Source organism: Duganella sp. CT11-25 (assembly GCF_047302815.1).
GTDB lineage: Bacteria > Pseudomonadota > Gammaproteobacteria > Burkholderiales > Burkholderiaceae_D > Rugamonas.
On sequence record NZ_JBKBFD010000001.1, the window covers coordinates 667,939 to 685,716 of the forward strand.

Below are 17,778 nucleotides of genomic sequence, written 5' to 3' on the forward strand. Positions count from 1 at the left end.
CGGCGCCCTCTAGTAGATGATCGTCACGTCGGTGGGACTGACCGTCTTCATCCCATCCACGTAGATATAGTCGAGGAAGTTCGGCACCTCGCGCGCCGCCGTCAGGCCGCCCTTGATCGCCCAGCGGGACTGGTCCTCCAGCACCAGCAGCAGGCTCTGGTCCAGCTCCAGTCCGAAATGATGCGACGGCCAGGAGGCGATCAGCGCCTTCCTGCCCTGGTCGGTGAGCCGGGGCAGGAAGGCGGCCGCCGCCGCCGGGTTCTCGCGGCAAAAACGCTCCCCCTGCTCCAGTGCCTGCAGCAGCCGGATCACGGTCTGCGGATGCTGCCGCACGTAGCGCGACGGCGCCACCATGTTGTAGATGCTTTCGTACACGTCCTGACCCGAGAACCTGACCGCGTTCTGTCCCAGCTGCTCTTCGGTCAGGCCCAGAAACGGATCCCAGCCGCTCACGGCGTCGACCGCGCCGTCGGCGAGCGCCTTCTGTAGGCCTTCGGGCGGGTAGTTCAGCAGCTGCACGTCGTGCGTATCCAGGCGCTGGCGATTGAGAAAAACCTCCAGCGCGAAGTGGCCCGAGGTGCCCAGCGTGACGCCGATGCGCTTGCCTTTGAGGTCGCCGGGCATGGCGATGCCGCGATCGCGCCGCGCCACCAGTCCATGATCCTGTCCGGTGCGGAAAATGGTGGTGATGACCTGCACCGGGATGTTGTCCATCGCGGCGAACATCACCGGGATATCGGCGACGGTCGCCATATCCGCCTTGTTCGACACCACGGCCTGCATGGCTTGCCTGCCGCTGGAATACGGCAGCAGCTGCACCGTGATCCGGCGGCTGGCGAAATAGCCCTGCTTTTGCGCGGCCATCACCGGGCAGACGCCGACATACTCGGTGTTGGCGGCGATGACGATGGTTTCCGCCGGCGGCAGCGGCGCACTGGCCGGCCGCAACGCCAGCCACAGGCCGGCGCCGACGGCGAGCACGGCTATGGCTGACAGCAACACGGCTTTGCGGCTCAAACGCTTCATGGCGGTCCTCGGCGTGGCTAGTTTCAGATTAGCGCAGGAGCGCCGCGCTGCAACGGCAGGTCGATGCGGAAGGTGCTACCAACGCCGAGCTCGCTTTCCACGGCGATGCTGCCCTGCATGGCTTCGACCAGGCGCCGGGTGATGGTCAGGCCCAGCCCGGTCCCCTCCTCGCCGACCTCCTCGCGCCCCGCGCGGCTGAACGGCAGGAAGACGGTTTTCAATTGCGCCGGACTCAGCCCTATCCCGCTATCGATGATGGCGATGCGTCCGTAGCCTTCCTGCTGCACGCCGCAGCTGACGCTCACGCTGCCGTGCGCGCGGTTGTACTTGATCGCGTTGGACAACAGGTTCACCAGGATTTGCTTGAGCCGCGTGCGGTCCGCGCTCAGTTCCAGCTTGCATTCGGAAGGCGGCACCAGCTCGATCTGGCGGTTCTGCGCCAGCGGCGTGACGATGGCGCAGGCTTCCATCAGCACTTCGTCGACGCCGACGGTGTCGATCACCAGCGACACCTTGCCGGCCTCGATCTTGGCCAGGTCCAGTATCTCGTTGACCAACAACAACAGGTGTTTTCCCGAGTTCACGATGTTCTGGGCGAAGCGCTGCGAGTCGCCCGCCGCCTTGGGGAATTTATCGCTGGCCAGTATCTGGGCGAAGCCGAGTATGCTGTTCAGCGGCGTGCGCAGCTCGTGGCTCATGCTGGACAGGAAGGCCGACTTCTCCTGGTTGGCGCGGTCGGCTTCCTTGCGCGCCGCGTCCAGGTCGGCGTTGAGCTTGCCCAATTCCTCGATACGGTCGCGCAGCGCCGCCTCCAGCATGACGTTTTGCATGCGCAGCCGGCGCGACTCGATGGCGCGCGCCAGGATCGGCAGCAGGGTGGTGGCCTTGAATGGTTTGACGATATAGTCGAGCGCGCCGATCTTCATCGCCTTGACGGCGGTATCGACGGTGCCCTCGCCGGTCATGATGATGCAGGCGATGTTGGGATCCAGCGCGCGCGCCACTTCGACCAGCGCCAGGCCGTCGATGCCGGGCATGACCAGGTCGGTCAGCAGCACATCGCAAGCGTCGCTCCGAAGGTGCGCGAGCGCGGCCTCCCCTGTGGCGAAGCCGACCGCGTCGAAATTGCGTTGTCCCAGGATGTCGCAAAGCGCCCGGAGATGTGTGGCCTGGTCGTCGACGACGACGATACGGGAACGCGAGTCAAACTCGGACATATAACCCCCAGGTGCCAGCACACAGTATGGTGATTATGCCTAGTTTATTCCACAAGAAACTCTCCAATTCTATCCATTTGCGGTCCCTGTCCTGCGGTCCGAGCTCGGCAACGGAACTTGACAGCCCATTTGATCCAACATACGCTAGCAGGACCATCACCGGTATTTCACAATGAAGACCTCTCGTTCCACGCGCTATCTGACCGCCATCGTCGCGATTCTCGGCATGCTGTACATGCAGGTTGCCGTGGCGGCGTACGTGTGTCCGGGAACGCCGGCGGGAGGCAACGATGCCGTGGCAGCGGCGCATGCGGCAATGACCGACATGCCAGACTGCCAGGGCATGGATACCGTGCAGCCGGAGCTTTGCCATTTTTACATCCATGGCGAGCCGTCCAAACAATCGCTCGATAAGACGCCGGTGCCCGATGTGCCGCCGTTTGTGCCTGCCGCGCTGGTGCTGGATTTGCGGTTCTCCGATATTGTCCTGGTTTCCGCCCCGCAGCCCTACCCGCCGATCGCCTTGGCGCGGACGACCGCTCCCCCCGTCGCCATCCGCAACTGCTGTTTCCGTATTTAATCCTCCAGACTGCCTGATTCGTCATCGCATCGCCGGGACCGGCGAGCGCGGTGTTGTCCGTCGCTTTCTGGAGTTACCATGTCATCCCCCTTATTCGTGCATTTTCATGCTCGCGCTGGCCGTCTTCGCGTATTGTCGACGATCGGGTCCGCGCTAGCATTCCTCGCCGCCGCCCATGTTGCGGCGGCGCCCCTCCCCCTCACACTGGGCCAGGCCCAACAACAGGCGATCGACCGCTCGCGCCAGCTGAGCGCGCAAGATCAAGCGGTGGCCGCCGCACACGAGATGGCGGTCGCGGCCGGCCAGCTCCCCGACCCCGTCCTCAAGGTTGGCATCGACAATTTACCCGTCAGCGGCCCCGATCGACTCAGTCTGGGCAACGACTTCATGACCATGCGCCGCGTGGGCGTGTCGCAGGAATTGACGCGCGCCGACAAACTGCACTGGCGCTCCGCGCGCCTTGAGCGTGAGGCGGACAAGGCACAGGCTGAAAAGGACGTCGCCACGGCGGCGATCCAGCGCGACACCGCGCTCTCCTGGCTGGAGGTGTTCTACACTGAACAGATGGCTGACGTCGTTGCCAGGCAAGCCGTCCTGTCGCGCCAGGAGATCGAGGCTGCCGAGGCCGGCTACCGTGGCGGGCGCGGCAACCAGGCCGATATACTGGCCGCCCGCCTGGCCTTGCTCGCGCTGAATGACCGAGGCAGCGAAATCGGGCGCCGCCTTCGCGTTGCCCAGACCATGCTGGCCCGATGGACCGGCGGCGAGGTTGCCGTGGTCGGGCAACCCGACATCGACAGCATCCGCCTGGATCCGGCCTCGCTCGACAGCGACCTCGCCCATCATCCGCAGATCGCGGTGCTGAACAAGCAGGAGGATATCGCGCAGGCGGACGCCAACCTGGCCCAGGCGAACCGGCGCACCGACTGGAGTGTCGAGGTCGCGTTCCAGCAGCGCGGCCCGGCCTATTCGAACATGGTGTCGGTCGGCATTTCGGTGCCGTTGCAGTGGGACAGGAAGAACCGGCAGGACCGCGAACTGGCCGCCAAGCTGGCCCTGGTCGAGCAGGCCAAGGCCGAGCGCGACGAGATGCTGCGCGACCACGTCGCCGGGACCCGCGCCTTGATCGTCGAGTGGACGAGCGGCAAAGAGCGGGTGTTGCGGTATGCGCGCGAAGTGCTGCCGCTGGCCAGCGAACGCAGCCAGGCGGCGCTGGCGGCCTACCGGGGTGGAAAGGCGGCGCTGGCCGAGGTGCTGGCCGCAAGGCGCAACGAGACCGAGGTGCGCATGCAAGCACTGCAGCTTGAACTCGACACCGCGCGGCTGTGGGCGCAACTGAACTTTCTCTTCCCGGAGGGCGGAGCCGTCCAGCACACCGCCATGAACTATCAACAGGAATCCAAATGAAGAACAAGAAAATACCGGCCTTGCTGATGTTGATCGCAGCCGCCGTCGCCACCGGCGCCTATGCCGCATACCGATTCGGCGTGCAACAGGGTATGAACGCCATGCCGGCCGATACAGTCGCGCCAACGGCTGCCGCTGGCGGGGCCGGCAAGAAGCCGCTGTACTGGCATGATCCGATGGTCCCCGGCCAGAAATTCGACAAACCGGGCAAATCGCCTTTCATGGACATGCAACTGGTGCCGGTCTATGGCGGCGCCGACGGCGACGAAGGCACTGTCGCCATCAGCCCACGGGTGCAGCAGAATCTTGGGGTGCGGACGGCGATCGTCGCTATGGGGAAGCTGTCTTCCAGTGTCGTCGCGGTCGGCAGCGTCGCCTACAACGAGCGCGACGTGGCCCTGGTCCAGGCCCGCGGCAACGGGTATGTCGAGCGCTTATACGTGCGCGCTCCGCTCGACCCTGTCAAGCAGGGACAGCCGCTGGCCGAGCTGTACGTGCCGGACTGGATCGCGGCGCAGGAGGAATACCTGGCGGCCCGCCGCATGCAGGGCGGCGACACCGCATCACTGGTCGACGGCGCCCGCCAGCGCATGCGGCTGGCGGGCATGAGCGACGGCCAGATCCGCCTGGTCGAATCGAGCGGCAAGGTTCATCCGCGCATCACGATTGCCGCGCCCGTCGGCGGCGTGGTCGCCGAGCTCGGCGTGCGCGAAGGCATGACCGTGGCATCCGGCACGCAGCTGTTCCGCATCAACGGCCTTTCCACCGTCTGGGTGAATGCGGACTTGCCCGAGAACGTGGCGGCCAGGGTGCGGCCGGGCGACAGCGTCGAGGCGCGCGCGCCGGCGCTGCCGGGAAGCGTCTTCAAGGGCAAGGTCGGCGCCGTCCTGCCGGAGGTGAGCGCCGCCACGCGCACGCTCAAAGCGCGGATTGAACTGGCGAACACTGGCGGGCAGCTGGTTCCCGGCATGTTCGCCACGCTCACCTTCTCGTCCAGCCGTAGCGCCGACGTCCTGCTGGTGCCGTCGGAGGCCGTGATCCAGACCGGCACGCGCAGCGTCGTGATGCTGGCCCTGGATGGCGGGAGGTTCCAGCCGGTCGACGTGGAACCGGGTAGCGAAAGCAGCGGCCAGACCGAGATCCGCAAGGGCCTGGTCGCCGGACAGAAAATTGTCTTGTCCGGCCAGTTCCTGCTCGATTCCGAAGCCAGCCTGAAGGGAGCGGCGAAATGATCGCGAAACTGATACGCTGGTCGATCGCCAACCGTTTCCTGGTCTTGCTGGCCACCGTTTTCATCGCCGCCTGGGGAGTATGGTCGCTGACGCGCACGCCGCTCGACGCGATACCGGACCTGTCCGATGTGCAGGTGATTATCCGCACGACGTATCCGGGCCAGGCGCCGCAGATCGTCGAGAACCAGGTGACCTATCCGTTGACCACCACCATGCTGTCGGTGCCGGGAGCGAAAACGGTGCGCGGCTATTCCTTCTTCGGCGACTCCTTCGTCTACGTGCTGTTCGAGGATGGCACCGATCCCTATTGGGCCAGGTCGCGTGTGCTCGAATACCTGAACCAGGTGCAATCGCGCCTGCCGGCGCAGGCGAAGACGGCGCTCGGCCCGGACGCGACCGGCGTCGGCTGGATCTATGAATACGCGCTGGTCGACCGCAGCGGCAAGCTCGACCTGTCGCAGTTGCGCGCGCTCCAGGACTGGTTCCTGAAGTTCGAGCTGAAGGCGGTGCCCAACGTTTCCGAAGTGGCCAGCGTGGGCGGCATGGTGCGCCAATACCAGATCGTGCTCGACCCCGACAAGTTGCGCGCCTATGCCATCCCCCACGGCAAGGTGATCGACGCCGTGCAGCGCGCCAATCAGGAGACCGGCGGCTCGGTGATGGAGTTGGGCGAGGCGGAGTACATGGTGCGCGCGTCCGGCTATTTGCAGTCGCTCGACGACTTCCGGAAAATACCGTTGATGACCACGGATGCCGGGGTGTCGGTGCGCTTGGGCGATGTGGCGCGCGTGGAGCTGGGACCGGAGATGCGGCGCGGTATCGCCGACCTCGACGGTGAAGGCGAGGTCGCGGGCGGCGTGATTGTCATGCGTTCCGGGAAAAACGCGCTCGACACCATCGAGGCCGTCAAGGCCAAACTCGCCAAACTGAAATCGAGCTTGCCGGCCGGCGTGGAAATCGTTCCCGTCTATGACCGCTCCAGCCTGATCAAGCGCGCGGTCGACAATCTCGAACACAAGTTGATCGAGGAATTCATCGTCGTGGCGGTGGTCTGCGCGCTGTTCCTGTTCCATGTGCGGTCGGCGCTGGTGGCGGTCGTATCGCTGCCTCTAGGTATATTGATCGCCTATATCGTCATGTCCTACCAAGGCGTGAACGCCAACATCATGTCGTTGGGCGGCATCGCGATCGCCATCGGCGCCATGGTCGACGCGGCGGTGGTGATGATCGAGAACGCCCACAAGCATATCGAGGCATGGAACCACGCCAACCCCGGCCGGAAACTGGCCGGCGACGCGCAATGGACGGTGATCGGCGACGCCGCGGCCGAGGTCGGCCCGGCGCTGTTTTTCTCGCTGCTGATCATCGTGCTGTCCTTCATCCCGGTGTTCACGCTGGAAGCGCAGGAGGGACGCCTGTTCGCGCCGCTCGCGTTTACCAAAACCTACGCGATGGCGGCGGCGGCCGGACTGGCGGTGACGCTGATCCCCGTGTTGATGGGTTACCTGATCCGGGGACGCATTCCGGACGAGCAAAAAAATCCGCTGAACCGGTGGCTGATCGCGCTCTATCGGCCGCTGCTGGAAATCGTGTTGCGCCATCCGAAGGCCACGCTGGCGGCGGCGGGCCTGGTCGCGCTGGCGACGGCCTGGCCGATGGCGCGCCTGGGCGGTGAGTTCATGCCGCCGCTGGATGAGGGCGACCTGCTGTATATGCCATCGGCTTTGCCGGGCATCAGTGCCGGCAAGGTGACACAACTGCTGCAACAGACCGACCGGCTGATCAAGACCTTGCCGGAAGTGCAAACCGTGTTCGGCAAGGCCGGCCGCGCCGAGTCCGCCACCGATCCGGCGCCGCTGGAGATGTTCGAGACGACGATCCAGTTCAAGCCGCGCGACCAGTGGCGGCCCGGCATGACCACCGACAAGCTGGTCGAGGAACTCGACCGCATTGTCAAAGTGCCGGGATTGTCCAATATCTGGGTGCCGCCGGTCCGCAACCGCATCGACATGCTGGCCACCGGCATCAAGAGTCCGGTCGGCGTCAAAGTGGCCGGCGCGAACCTGAAGGAGATCGACCGCATCACCGGCGAGATTGAACGGGTCGTCAAGGGCGTGCCGGGCGTGTCGTCGGCGCTGGCCGAACGGCTCAACGGCGGGCGCTACGTCGATATCCAGATTGACCGCGACGCGGCGGCACGCTATGGCCTGAATATCGCCGACGTGCACAGCATCGTGTCGAGCGCCATCGGCGGCGATACCATCGGCGAAACGGTCGAGGGTTTGCAGCGCTTTCCGATCAATGTGCGTTATCCGCGCGAGGTGCGCGACTCGGTCGGGAAATTGCGCGAGCTACCGGTGCTGACCGGGCGCGGCGCGCAGATACGGCTCGGCGACGTGGCGACGATCCGCATCAACGATGGCCCGCCCATGCTCAAGAGCGAGAACGCGCGCCTGTCGGGTTGGGTATACGTCGATATCCGGGGCCGGGATCTGAGTTCCGCCGTGCATGAGATGCAGCAGGTCGTCGCCAGGGAGGTCGCGCTTCCGGCCGGCTACTCGGTGTCCTGGTCCGGGCAATTCGAATACCTGGAGCGCGCGAGCGCCAGGCTCAAGGTCGTCGTTCCCATGACCTTGCTCATCATCTTCGTGCTGTTGTATCTGACCTTCAAGCGCGTCGACGAGGCGGCGCTGATCATGGCGACGCTGCCGTTCGCGCTGGCGGGAGGCATCTGGCTGCTGTGGGCGCTGGGACACAACCTGTCGGTCGCGAGCGGCGTCGGCTTCATCGCGCTGGCGGGCGTGTCGGCCGAATTCGGCGTGATCATGCTGTTGTACCTGAAGCACGCATGGGAAGCCCGGCTCGCGCAAGGCATGCCGGGCGAGGCCGATCTGCTGGATGCGATACGCGAGGGGGCGGTGCTGCGTGTCAGGCCGAAGGCGATGACCGTCGCCGTGATTATCGCCGGCCTGGTACCGGTCATGGTTGGATCGGGAACCGGCTCGGAGGTCATGCAGCGCATCGCGGCGCCGATGGTGGGTGGCATGATCACCGCGCCATTGCTGTCGATGTTCGCCGTGCCGGCGGTATATCTGCTGATGCGGCGCAGGCCCACGCGGTGAGCGGGACCATGCGGCCGACTAAGCGACGGGTTGACGGACCATCATCTGGCAAGCACGTTCTTGATCGCGCTTAATGACGGCAGGAAGAAATAGCCGCCGCCGGTCGGGATGATCCATTGCGCGGCGGTGCTGACGCCAACCTGCTGCAAGCCGCTGCCGAAGATCGCGCAGCTGCGCACACGGTCTTCGCCGGCCGCCGGATTCTGGCCCACCAGCATGTCGTGGCCGCTCGGCATCTTGGGCCGCGTCGGATCGTTCATCCAGCGCGTTTGCAGGAACTCGAATTGGTCTTCGATCGACACCTGCACCGACAGGAACAACAGGCCGCGGTTGCCGTTCAGCGGATCCTGGTCGTTGGTCGCATAGCGGTCGGCCAGCGGCGCGCCGAACGGTACGCCGATGCGCAGCAGGCGCCGCTTGTAGGTGGCGTCGCCGCCGCCCATGTCGCTGCCGGCGTCGCGCACATTGACCTTGCGGATGTGCGCCGACCATGGGCAGGTCAGGCCGGCCGGATCGGCCTTGGCCATCGGGAAGGTGTCGTCGTAGCCCTCCACCGGCAGCTTGGGCGTGTCGGCGCCGTAGCGGAAATCATTGTTCGCCAGGCGGTTGCTGCCCAGCTTGACGTCGTCGGCGTCCGGCACGCGCGCCACCGGTGCGCCGCTCATCCAGCGGCCCAGCATGCGCGAGGCCAGTTTTTCATCCTGCATGCCTTCGAAGCCGGGCAAGGCGGCCAGCTCGACGGCCTTGTCGCGCATGGTGCGCCAGAACAGGCCGACATCCTGGCGCAGCCGGCGGAATACCAGGAAGGAGCCGTTCCTGGCCCAGTCCGGCGCCGGTTCCAGGTCCTGTCCCGGCAGCAAGGGGTCGGGACTCGCGGCCGGATAGCCGATCACCATTTCTCCCGGCCACACCAGCGCCTGGCCAGGCAGGCCGTTGAGCCAGGTGTCCGGCGTGGCGACCGGCGCGATGTGGCGCTCGGTGATGAAGTCGTCGGCACGGCTGGACGCGCGGCCGCGTATGCCGGGCTGCGAGATGCCGTCGTCGAAGCCGAAGTGCTCGTGGCCGCGCATATTCATGCCGTTCCACTCATCGTTGCGGACGTCGCCGTTTTCCTGGTACAGCACGCTCAAACCCGCCTTGCCGGCCTCGTCCAGCAAGGCGGCGGCGCGCTGGTCGATCATGCCGCGGTGGTCGCCCGCCAATACCAGGAACAGGTCGGGCACCTTGTCCGGACCGCCGACCACCCAGTTGTCTGGATGGCCTTCGTCATTCTTGTCGGTTGGATCGCCCAGCAAGGCCGAGCGGCCCGCCAGGCCGATGCGGAAGGCCGGACTGTCGATAACCGATGCGCCCGGCGTCAGCGCGGCCAGTCCCGGCGCAGAGCAGCCCAGGCCGACCAGCACCTTGCCTTCGCGCTGCACATGGCGCACGCCTTGCAATTTGGCTTCCTGGCGGCGCGCGCGGCGGTCCCCCAGGGTTTCGGCGCCGGTGCTGATGCTGTCGGCCAGCTTGGCCAGGAAGGCCTTGGCGGCCGCCAGTCCGGCGCCGGCGGGAAGCTGCAATCCGATCAGGGTCTGGTGCGGCTTGAGGAAGCCGGGCACGGCGATGCCCTGGATATCGTCCAGCTCCAGTACGGGCTCGACAGGTGCTTTGCTGTTGGGTGTCATGATCACTCCTGCGGGTTGTCGTGGAACTGCTCAGATGCGGCGGCTGCGCGGCGATGCGTGCACGGCCGGTGCGGCACCTCCGGCCGGAGCCGGTGGCGGCAACGCGCCCTCCCCCTGCAGCGCGTCAATCTTGCCGGCCGGCGTGGGCGTGCCCCACGGCACCGGACGGTTGAGCATGGTGGCGTCGTTGGGATCGATGCAGCAGCGGCCGGTGCACGCCACCGACGGGTTCTTGAAGCCGCCCGTGACGCCGGCCACGCCGACCAGGTGCACGGTGATGCATTCGGCCACCTGGCCGCCGTGCCGGATCGGCTCGCCGCCAATGCTGATGTCGCTGACCGTGAAACCGCGTTCGGCCGGCACGCTGACTTCGAGCCGCTCGATCAGGTTGTTGGCGCCGCGCACCACGCGGATGCACTCATCCACCGGTTTGCCGTCCGGCGCCGCCCAGCCGGCCAGGTCGATATGGTCCATGTACAGGCCGACCGGATTGCGCAGCGTGACGAATGCGCCCAGGCGCGCCAGCGCGTTGACGGTGGCGCCGATGGTCGGGTCGCTGTTGCGGTCCGGACCGCCGTAGCGCGCGCAGCAAATGAGGGCGTCCGCTTCGACCACCTGCTCCTGCGCGGCGTTCTGGAATAGCACGGTGGCGTCGCCGGCCAGCTGGATTTCCGCCGTCAGCGCGTTCGGCGGCGCGCACAGGTGGACGATGCCGTGCGTGGTGTTCCACTTGTTGTAGGGATTGTAGTCGCCCTTGCTCATCAGTTTGCTGCCGTCGGCGAGGAAGGCGTCTTCCTTGGCGAACAGGTCTTCCAGCTGGACTTGCGGACTGACGAATTCGCGGTAGCGTTGCAACAGCAGCGCGCGGTCGCCGGGGAAGTACGACAGCGCGTTGTCCGGGCCGGCGATCGGCGTGCCGGCCAGCGCCTGCCAGTATTCCGGCGGCTCGGAGGTGAAGGCGATGTGCAGGATGTCTTGCGTATCGGGATCGCGCCGCACATGCCATTCGCAGTACTCGTTCAACGGACGGTAGTGCAGGCGGCCCGCCGTCGGCGTGTCGAAGTCGGCGGAGTACTGGTTCAGCGTCCACAGGGTGTCGGCCTGCTCCATGGCCTTGGCGCGGCCGAAGCGCCGCAGCAGTTCCTTGGGAAAGGCATTCCACGGAATCGATTGCTCGACCAGGCTTCCCGGGTCGAAGCGGGCCGGGTTGTAGTACTGTGTGCGGGTTTCCGCCAGCGGCGTGTTGGTGCCTTGGGCGATCTTGTCCCGTTCGATCTTGACCACGGCGTCGAACCAGGAACTGACGGCGTTGCTCCATGCGTCGAGCTGGCCGGGAATGCCGTTAAAGTCGGGCAAGAAAGCAGGTGGATCGAATTTCTGCAGCAGGGCCATCATCATCTCCTTCGCCAAATAAGATTACTGTCGGGGCACGCGCCACCAGCCGGGTTCGGCCAGTAGCGCTTGTTTGTGTACATCCAGCGTCATGAGCCACACCCGCGCCTGGCCGGCATGCGCCCGGTTACCCTGTTCAAGCGCCTCGGCGAAGCGCTTGCGCGTGAAGTCGCGGCCGATCCGCGCCAGCGTCGCGGCCACCAGTTCCAGCTGGGCCTGGGCGGCGGCATCGCTGCCCGGAGGCTCGGGCGCGGCCACGATGATCGTGCGGTCGGGCGCTGCGGCGACACCGTCCAGGTTGCAGCGCGAGGCCGCGTCGGCGGTCATCAGCACCAGTGGCGCGGCTGTTTCCGCCTGTAGCGCCCGGCAATCGTCGGCCAGCAACAAGGCCACGTCGCCGCGTTTGGCGGCGTAATCGCGTAATGCGGCGATCTGCCGGTCCTTGGCCGCGCCGGGCGCCGCGCTGGAATCGATGGTCAACAGCGTGTCTTCCGCGCGGCCGTGAAGCAGGACGATGCGCCGGCCGTAGATGCTTTGCGCGGGCGCCGCCAGCCCGGGCGCGCCGATCACCTTGATGCGCACCGCATCCGCGCTGACGCCGGGGGGCGCCACCGTATCCAGTATCGCCAGGTAGGCCAGCAGGTCGCCGGCGTCGCGCGGCTGCAATTGGTAGCGCGGCATTACCCGGTCGAGCGGCATGCCGCCGCTGTCCACGCCGCCGGCGATGGCGTGCCGCAGCATGACCGCTGTGTAGGCGGGACGGCTGCGCTCGCCGACCGTGGCCGCGCGCGCCAGCGCCTGCGGCGTGATGTCGGCCACGCCGGTGCCGCCTTCGCGCTGGCCGCGACCATTGTCGCCATGGCAGCTGGCGCACGGAAACAACCTGGCCGGCAAGACATTGCCGCCGGCGGTGGCGCTGCCCTTGCCTTCCATGTAGACGGCGCGGCCGCGTTGCTGTTGCGGCGTCAGGTCTTGTGCCTGCGCCAGCGAGGCCAGCGCGGCGAACAACAGGATCTTCATTTGAGCTGGGTCCGTTGCCGCAACGCGGCCGCCACCGTCGCCGGATCGGCCAGGCCGTCCATGCGCAGCCACGGGCTGCCGTGCAGGCCGTCGACGATCAGGATGAATGGCGCATGCGCGCCGGGATCCGGTGCGGCGGCGCCGAGCGATTGCAGCAGGCGCTCCATATCGTTCTTGCGGCCGGTTACCAGGGTCCAGCCGGGTTTGGTGCTGAACTTGTCGCGCCATTCGCGCAGCTGGGCCGGGGTGTCGTTCAGCGGATCGATGCTGACCGAGATCAGCGATGCCAGCGGCGCGCGGTCGCCCAGCAGTTGCTGCACGCAGGCGAAGTTGGCGCCCATCAGCGGACACACCGCACTGCAGCCGGTGAAGACGAAGTTGATCGCCACCACGCGGCCCTGCACCAGGTCGCGGTTGAAACGCAGTGCGCGCCCGTCCTGGTCGCGCACCGCGACATCGGCGATGCCGGCCGCGTCCGCGGGAAGCAGCGGCGCCAGCGCGAGCAAGGCCAGCACCTGGCGGCGCAGCTTACCGGCCGGTGTCATCCGCCACCCCCATGATCAGTTTGACGACGGTGGCGCTGGCCGCCGTGCCGTGGACCTTTTTCCATAAGCCAGTCCGCATATTCCCCACCACCATGATGTCTTGGTGCGCGCCCGGCTCGTTGACGAACAGCCCGACGCGCCGCAAGGCCTCGCCCACCTGCTGCTCCGAGCCGGTCAGGAAGGTCCAGCCCGGCTGCGCGCCGACCCGCGCGGAATATTCCTTCAGCGCGGCCGGCGTGTCGTGGAAGGGATCGACGGTGATCGACACCAGCCGCACCTCCGGTCCGAGGCGTTTCCCCAAGCGTTCCTGCACCGCTTTCAGCGTCGCCATCGCCGCCGGGCAGCTGTCGCCGCAGCCGGCGAAGAAGGTGTGGATCACCACCGAGCGGCCGGCGATCAGGTCGCGGTACAGGTCGACCGGCTTGCCGTCCTGGTCCAGCAGCGACAGGCCGCCGAGGTATTTCTCGGCGCCCTTGGCGTTGGCCGCCGGCATGCTGTCCGCCATGGCCGGCACGGCGGCCGCCAGTGCGGCGGCCAGCGCGCAGACGTGGAGGAGATTCGTCGCTTTCATCCGCATCGCCGTCCTAGTTGTCCAGCTCGACCGCGCCGGTGGCCGGATTCAGCCAGTACTGGCCGGGCACGCCGCCGTAGGCGATCTGCTGCTGGTTTTTCTGGAACAGCGTCATGGTCGGGAAGATCAGGCGGAAGCCCGGCTCGAAGATTTGCCCCTGCGGGTGCTGCGACACCTCGGCCTGGTACACGGCGATCCGCTGCTGCGCCAGCAAGCGCACGTAGCCATTGACGGCTTGCTGGTCGCTCGCCTTCGACTGGATCTTGTCGAGCAGTTTCTTCGCCTCGGCCCGATGGAAGGCCGGCGTGCGGGCGGCGTCGTTCAGGTTCGCCAGCAAGGCCTTGGCTGCCGGCAGCGGCGAACCCGACAGGTTCTGCTTGAACTGGCCCTGCCATCCCGCTTTCGCCGTGCCGTCGGGCACCAGCCGCAGCAGGCCGCAGCGCTGTGCCGACAGCAGCGGCCGCGTCATGTCGACGCTGATCACGTCGTAGACGAATTTGTCGTCCACCAGCCCGCTCTCCACCATGCGCTGGGCCAGCCGGATGTCGCTGTGGGACTTGACTGGAATTTCAAACGCATGGTCGGCATCGATCTGGCCGATCGGCTGCACGCCGTTGGCGATGCTGTTGGTCTGGTAGTCCAGGAACTGCGACTGGAACAGGGTCAGCGCACTGGTGTACAGCGCCTTGCCGATGGTCACGCCCTGCGTGCCGGCCGGCGCCAGGCGCGGATCGACGAAGGCCGCAGCCGGCGCCGAGATATTGGGCGCGCTGGCCGAGAAAGGCAATTGATCGGATTCCAGGTTGACCTCCTGGGCGCAGAACAACGGCCGCAGCTGCTCCTGCAGCGACAGGCCCTGGCGCGCTTTCCAGTAAGGCTCGGCGGCCAGCAGCTTGTCGTTGCCGGCCTTGATCCATTGCGAGAACTCGTCGGCGCTGACCACCTCGGTGATCAGGCTGGTGAATTCCGGCGCGATGCGCATCGCGCCCAGCTGCAGCGGACGCGCCTTGGTCCACCACGAGTCGTGCGGCGCCGCCAGCTCCTTCATGATCGGCCCGCCGTTCATGTGGCAACCGGAGCAGCGCAGGCGCGGCGAGCCTCCCTGCGCGCCCATGAAGATCGGCTGCGACGGATCGCGGTTGCGGCTCAGGTTCTTGATGTCGGCCTGGATGTCGGCCGAATCGCCGCGATAAAACCACTGCCCGCCCTGCCCCGTGCCGCGGATCTCGTAGAAGTTGAACATGGACTTGGACGGATCCCAGACCAAGGTTTCCAGCAGCAGGTTGTCCGGGGTCGCCGATTGCTGCGGCACCAGGATGCTGCTTGCCGCGGTGTTGTCGATCGACGCCGCCGTGAAGTGGCCGAAGAACCAGTCGCCCGGCGCCAGCTTCTGCGTGCCGTACTGGCCGGTGACGGTTTCAAAGAAACTGAAACTACCCTGCGGCAGCGGATTGCTGTAGCCGCGATTGGCCACCATCGCCGGACGCGGCGTGATCTTGTTCGCGATCAGCAACTGGCGGAAAATCAGCGCGTTCTGCGGGCACGATGGCTGCGCGGACAACAGCTTGAACAAGGCGTCGCCGTTGGCGTCCGGTTTCAGCGCCTCGCCGGTATTGTTGTTCTGGATCTGGCAGTTGGCGGCCAGCGCCATCGGCCCGGCCAGCATCAGCGACAGCCACAGCAGCAGCTTTTTCATATGTGTTCTCCTTGGGGGAACAAGACCATCAGGTCTTCGATATCGAGGGTGTTCACGGGGAAACTCCAGACCAGCCCGTGCTCCGATTCACGTGGACGGCAACCGCCGCTGGCGGGATGGACCACGATCTGGCTGGCGAACGGCAGCGGTTTCTGTTCGCGGAACGGCAAGGTGGAGAACTGCACCTCCCATGGGCAGCGCCCGCCCTGCACGAAGCCATGTGAAACCTCGCAATCGAGCGCCGCCAGGATCTGCTCGCGGTTGTAATGCTCCTTGCGGATGAGCTCGGCCATGGAATCCGCCATCGGCAGGTCGAAGGCGCGGTTGCGGGCGTAGATGAAATGATCACCCGCGACCGACAGGATTTCATGCACCCGCTGCCGTCCGCCCACCTGCCGCATGACCTTGACGCCGAAGAAGTCGCCGCCGGCCTCCTCCAGCCGCCACCAGTGCTCCAGGTAGCTGGCCTGGACGCCGTGCTCCAGCGCGTTGCGCCCGCCCAGCAGCTCGAAGCGGCCGATATCGACCGAGCCGTCCGGCGGCTGGTAGCCGATCTCGTGATGCCAGGTGACGATGTAGCCGTCCACCGTGGTGTAGCCGCTGAAGCCTTCCTGCGCGTACAGCTTGGTCAGTTGCTCATCGCTCAGATCGGCCAGCGACTTGGCCTCTGGAAAGCGCGGCCGGTCCTTGGGGATGCGGCAATCGCCGAACAGGCTGGGCGTCTGGATATTGCGCACGTTGACCGTGTTTTTCGGCGGCCCCTTGTCGCCGTTGATCACCCACAGGCGCTGCCACGACGCGGTCAGCCATGCGGGCAAGGGGCTGTTGTCATTGTTTTCCATGTTGGTCCTTGGCGGGAGTGGCTTTCTTCTTCGGCGATTGCGCCGTCTTGAGCAGGAAGGAATAGTCCGCGGCCAGCGCGTTCTGCGCCGTCGCCGCCGTGCCGGCGGTGGCCGGATCGAACACCTTGGTCAGGCTCAGCGTCTTGTGGATGCCGGGCTTGGCGATCGGCGCCGACGCGTGGCAGGCCAGGCAGGTCAGGTTCTGCACATAGGTTTCCATGGTCGTATTGGCCACCGGTTCCTGGCTGGCGCCCGGCGACAGCTGCGGCGCCGGCAGCGGCACGCGCGATCCGGCAGGGATGGTCGTGTTCTGGTTGGACCACAGCGTGTTCACCAACTGGTAGTTGAGGAAGGACGAGTCCGGGCTTTGGGGCGCGATCACCTGGCTCCACACGTACTGGTTCAGGCCGACCACGTCGTTGTTCGGCCGCGAAGCGATCGGTGTGGTGCGCACCACCTGGATCGGCGCGTCGTACGGATTCTTGCCGCCGTTGACGCTGGCCGGATCGGCATTGGCCACGCACTTGTAGTAGTCGGTGGCTGGATCGCAATCCGGATTGAAGTAGGTGTACGGCGGCGAGAACTGCTTGCCGGCGACCTGGGTGGCGTCCGGCGCGTTCTGCTTGTGCTCGAACGTGGCCCAGATGAATTGCTGGCCCAGCGCGGTCTTGTGGATGATGTGCAGGCCGGTCAGGCCGACCACCACGGTCTTGGGCTTCTGCCCCGGATAAGTCACCACCGCCCTGGAGATCTTGAAGCGCGGCCAGTCGGCCTTGTTCGGCAGCTCCAGCCAGGCGGCCTTGATTTCGATCGAGCCGGTCTTGCCGTAGGCGGCGCTGGCGGCCGTGCCGTCCGGCAGGCTGATGCCCGGCGAGACCGCGAAGGTCTGCTGCACCGTGGCGTCGTACAGCTTGTTGTGGCGGATGTAGTTGTACTCATCCTCGTTGACCGAGCGCTCGTAGAACGTCAGCAGCTTGCTCTGCGACGTCAACCACGGCGAGCCTTGCGACGCCTGGCCGATCGCGCTCAGGTCCAGTTGCGGTTCCGGGCTGATCCTGCCCGTCAGGCCGCCCAGCAGCTTGACGTTGCTGGAAGGCTTGGCGTTCCACTTGCCGGGATCGCGCGCATTGGCCAGGAAGATCTCGTTGGCTTCCTTGTAGGTTTCCCACACGGTGGCTTGCGGGTCGCCGGGGCGGCCGAAGTGCGAGGCCGGCGTGGTGGTGTTGGGCTGGCCGCGTTCGCTGCGCGAGGCGGCCCAGTTGAGCGCGATGAATTCCTGCCACGCGAAGCAATTGGCGTCGGCCTGCCTGGTCAGCGCGATATCGGTTGGCACCACATAGCTCAGTTTTGGCGGCGTCAGGCAGTTGCTGGTGCTGCCGGTGGCGGGCGGCGTCTGTGCTTGCGCGGCCGAGGCCAGCAACAGCGTGGCGGAGGCGATCAGGGTACGCTTCATGGTGCTGT

Annotated in this window: 13 protein-coding genes and 1 pseudogene; 4 read left to right on the forward strand and 10 right to left on the reverse strand. The window is 66.2% G+C overall.

From position 1 onward, the window contains the following. Positions 1-9 precede the first annotated feature (9 nt). Both ACEN9F_RS02670 and ACEN9F_RS02675 read right to left on the reverse strand, forming a co-directional pair. Entirely contained in the window at positions 10-1,026 is a 1,017-nt protein-coding gene (locus ACEN9F_RS02670) for an ABC transporter substrate-binding protein (protein WP_413417555.1), read from the reverse strand. 23 nt (positions 1,027-1,049) lie between these two features. Then, positions 1,050-2,243, reverse strand: coding sequence for an ATP-binding protein (locus tag ACEN9F_RS02675; RefSeq protein WP_413417557.1), 1,194 nt, complete (start codon positions 2,241-2,243; stop codon positions 1,050-1,052). A 172-nt stretch (positions 2,244-2,415) separates the two neighbouring features. Between ACEN9F_RS02675 and ACEN9F_RS02680 the strand changes: the two genes are divergently transcribed. From ACEN9F_RS02680 to ACEN9F_RS02695, 4 genes and pseudogenes are all read left to right on the forward strand, one after another. Beyond that, the gene (locus ACEN9F_RS02680; protein ID WP_413417559.1) at positions 2,416-2,823 is read left to right on the forward strand and encodes a hypothetical protein; all 408 of its coding nucleotides are present in this window, start codon (positions 2,416-2,418) and stop codon (positions 2,821-2,823) included. 78 nt (positions 2,824-2,901) lie between these two features. Further along, the gene (locus tag ACEN9F_RS02685; protein ID WP_413417561.1) at positions 2,902-4,230 is read left to right on the forward strand and encodes a TolC family protein; all 1,329 of its coding nucleotides are present in this window, start codon (positions 2,902-2,904) and stop codon (positions 4,228-4,230) included. After that, positions 4,227-5,450 (forward strand): annotated as a pseudogene (locus ACEN9F_RS02690) (efflux RND transporter periplasmic adaptor subunit); the annotation flags it as partial. The gene ACEN9F_RS02685 and the pseudogene ACEN9F_RS02690, both read left to right, overlap by 4 nt. A gap of 8 nt (positions 5,451-5,458) precedes the next feature. Then, positions 5,459-8,584, forward strand: a complete 3,126-nt coding sequence (locus ACEN9F_RS02695) for an efflux RND transporter permease subunit (protein ID WP_413417563.1) — start codon at positions 5,459-5,461, stop codon at positions 8,582-8,584. Between the two features lie 41 nt (positions 8,585-8,625). Here ACEN9F_RS02695 and ACEN9F_RS02700 read toward each other — a convergent pair whose 3' ends face one another. The 8 genes from ACEN9F_RS02700 to ACEN9F_RS02735 are packed head-to-tail and all read right to left on the reverse strand — an operon-like array spanning position 8,626 to position 17,770. After that, positions 8,626-10,251, reverse strand: a complete 1,626-nt coding sequence (locus tag ACEN9F_RS02700) for a Dyp-type peroxidase (RefSeq protein ID WP_413417565.1) — start codon at positions 10,249-10,251, stop codon at positions 8,626-8,628. Positions 10,252-10,281: 30 nt separating this feature from the next. Next, on the reverse strand, positions 10,282-11,649 hold the full coding sequence (locus tag ACEN9F_RS02705; RefSeq protein ID WP_413417567.1) for a hypothetical protein: 1,368 nt from the start codon (positions 11,647-11,649) through the stop codon (positions 10,282-10,284). Between the two features lie 18 nt (positions 11,650-11,667). Next, entirely contained in the window at positions 11,668-12,663 is a 996-nt protein-coding gene (locus tag ACEN9F_RS02710; protein ID WP_413417569.1) for a c-type cytochrome, read from the reverse strand. Continuing rightward, the gene (locus ACEN9F_RS02715; protein ID WP_413417570.1) at positions 12,660-13,208 is read right to left on the reverse strand and encodes an SCO family protein; all 549 of its coding nucleotides are present in this window, start codon (positions 13,206-13,208) and stop codon (positions 12,660-12,662) included. The genes ACEN9F_RS02710 and ACEN9F_RS02715 overlap by 4 nt, the downstream gene beginning before the upstream one ends. Next, positions 13,192-13,779, reverse strand: coding sequence for an SCO family protein (locus tag ACEN9F_RS02720; protein ID WP_413417572.1), 588 nt, complete (start codon positions 13,777-13,779; stop codon positions 13,192-13,194). The genes ACEN9F_RS02715 and ACEN9F_RS02720 overlap by 17 nt, the downstream gene beginning before the upstream one ends. A 13-nt stretch (positions 13,780-13,792) precedes the next feature. Continuing rightward, positions 13,793-15,475: a hypothetical protein gene (locus tag ACEN9F_RS02725; RefSeq protein WP_413417574.1), complete on the reverse strand. Its 1,683-nt coding sequence runs from the start codon at positions 15,473-15,475 to the stop codon at positions 13,793-13,795. Then, positions 15,472-16,317, reverse strand: a complete 846-nt coding sequence (locus ACEN9F_RS02730) for a hypothetical protein (protein ID WP_413417576.1) — start codon at positions 16,315-16,317, stop codon at positions 15,472-15,474. The genes ACEN9F_RS02725 and ACEN9F_RS02730 overlap by 4 nt, the downstream gene beginning before the upstream one ends. Next, entirely contained in the window at positions 16,304-17,770 is a 1,467-nt protein-coding gene (locus tag ACEN9F_RS02735) for a hypothetical protein (protein ID WP_413417578.1), read from the reverse strand. The genes ACEN9F_RS02730 and ACEN9F_RS02735 overlap by 14 nt, the downstream gene beginning before the upstream one ends. Positions 17,771-17,778 lie beyond the last annotated feature (8 nt).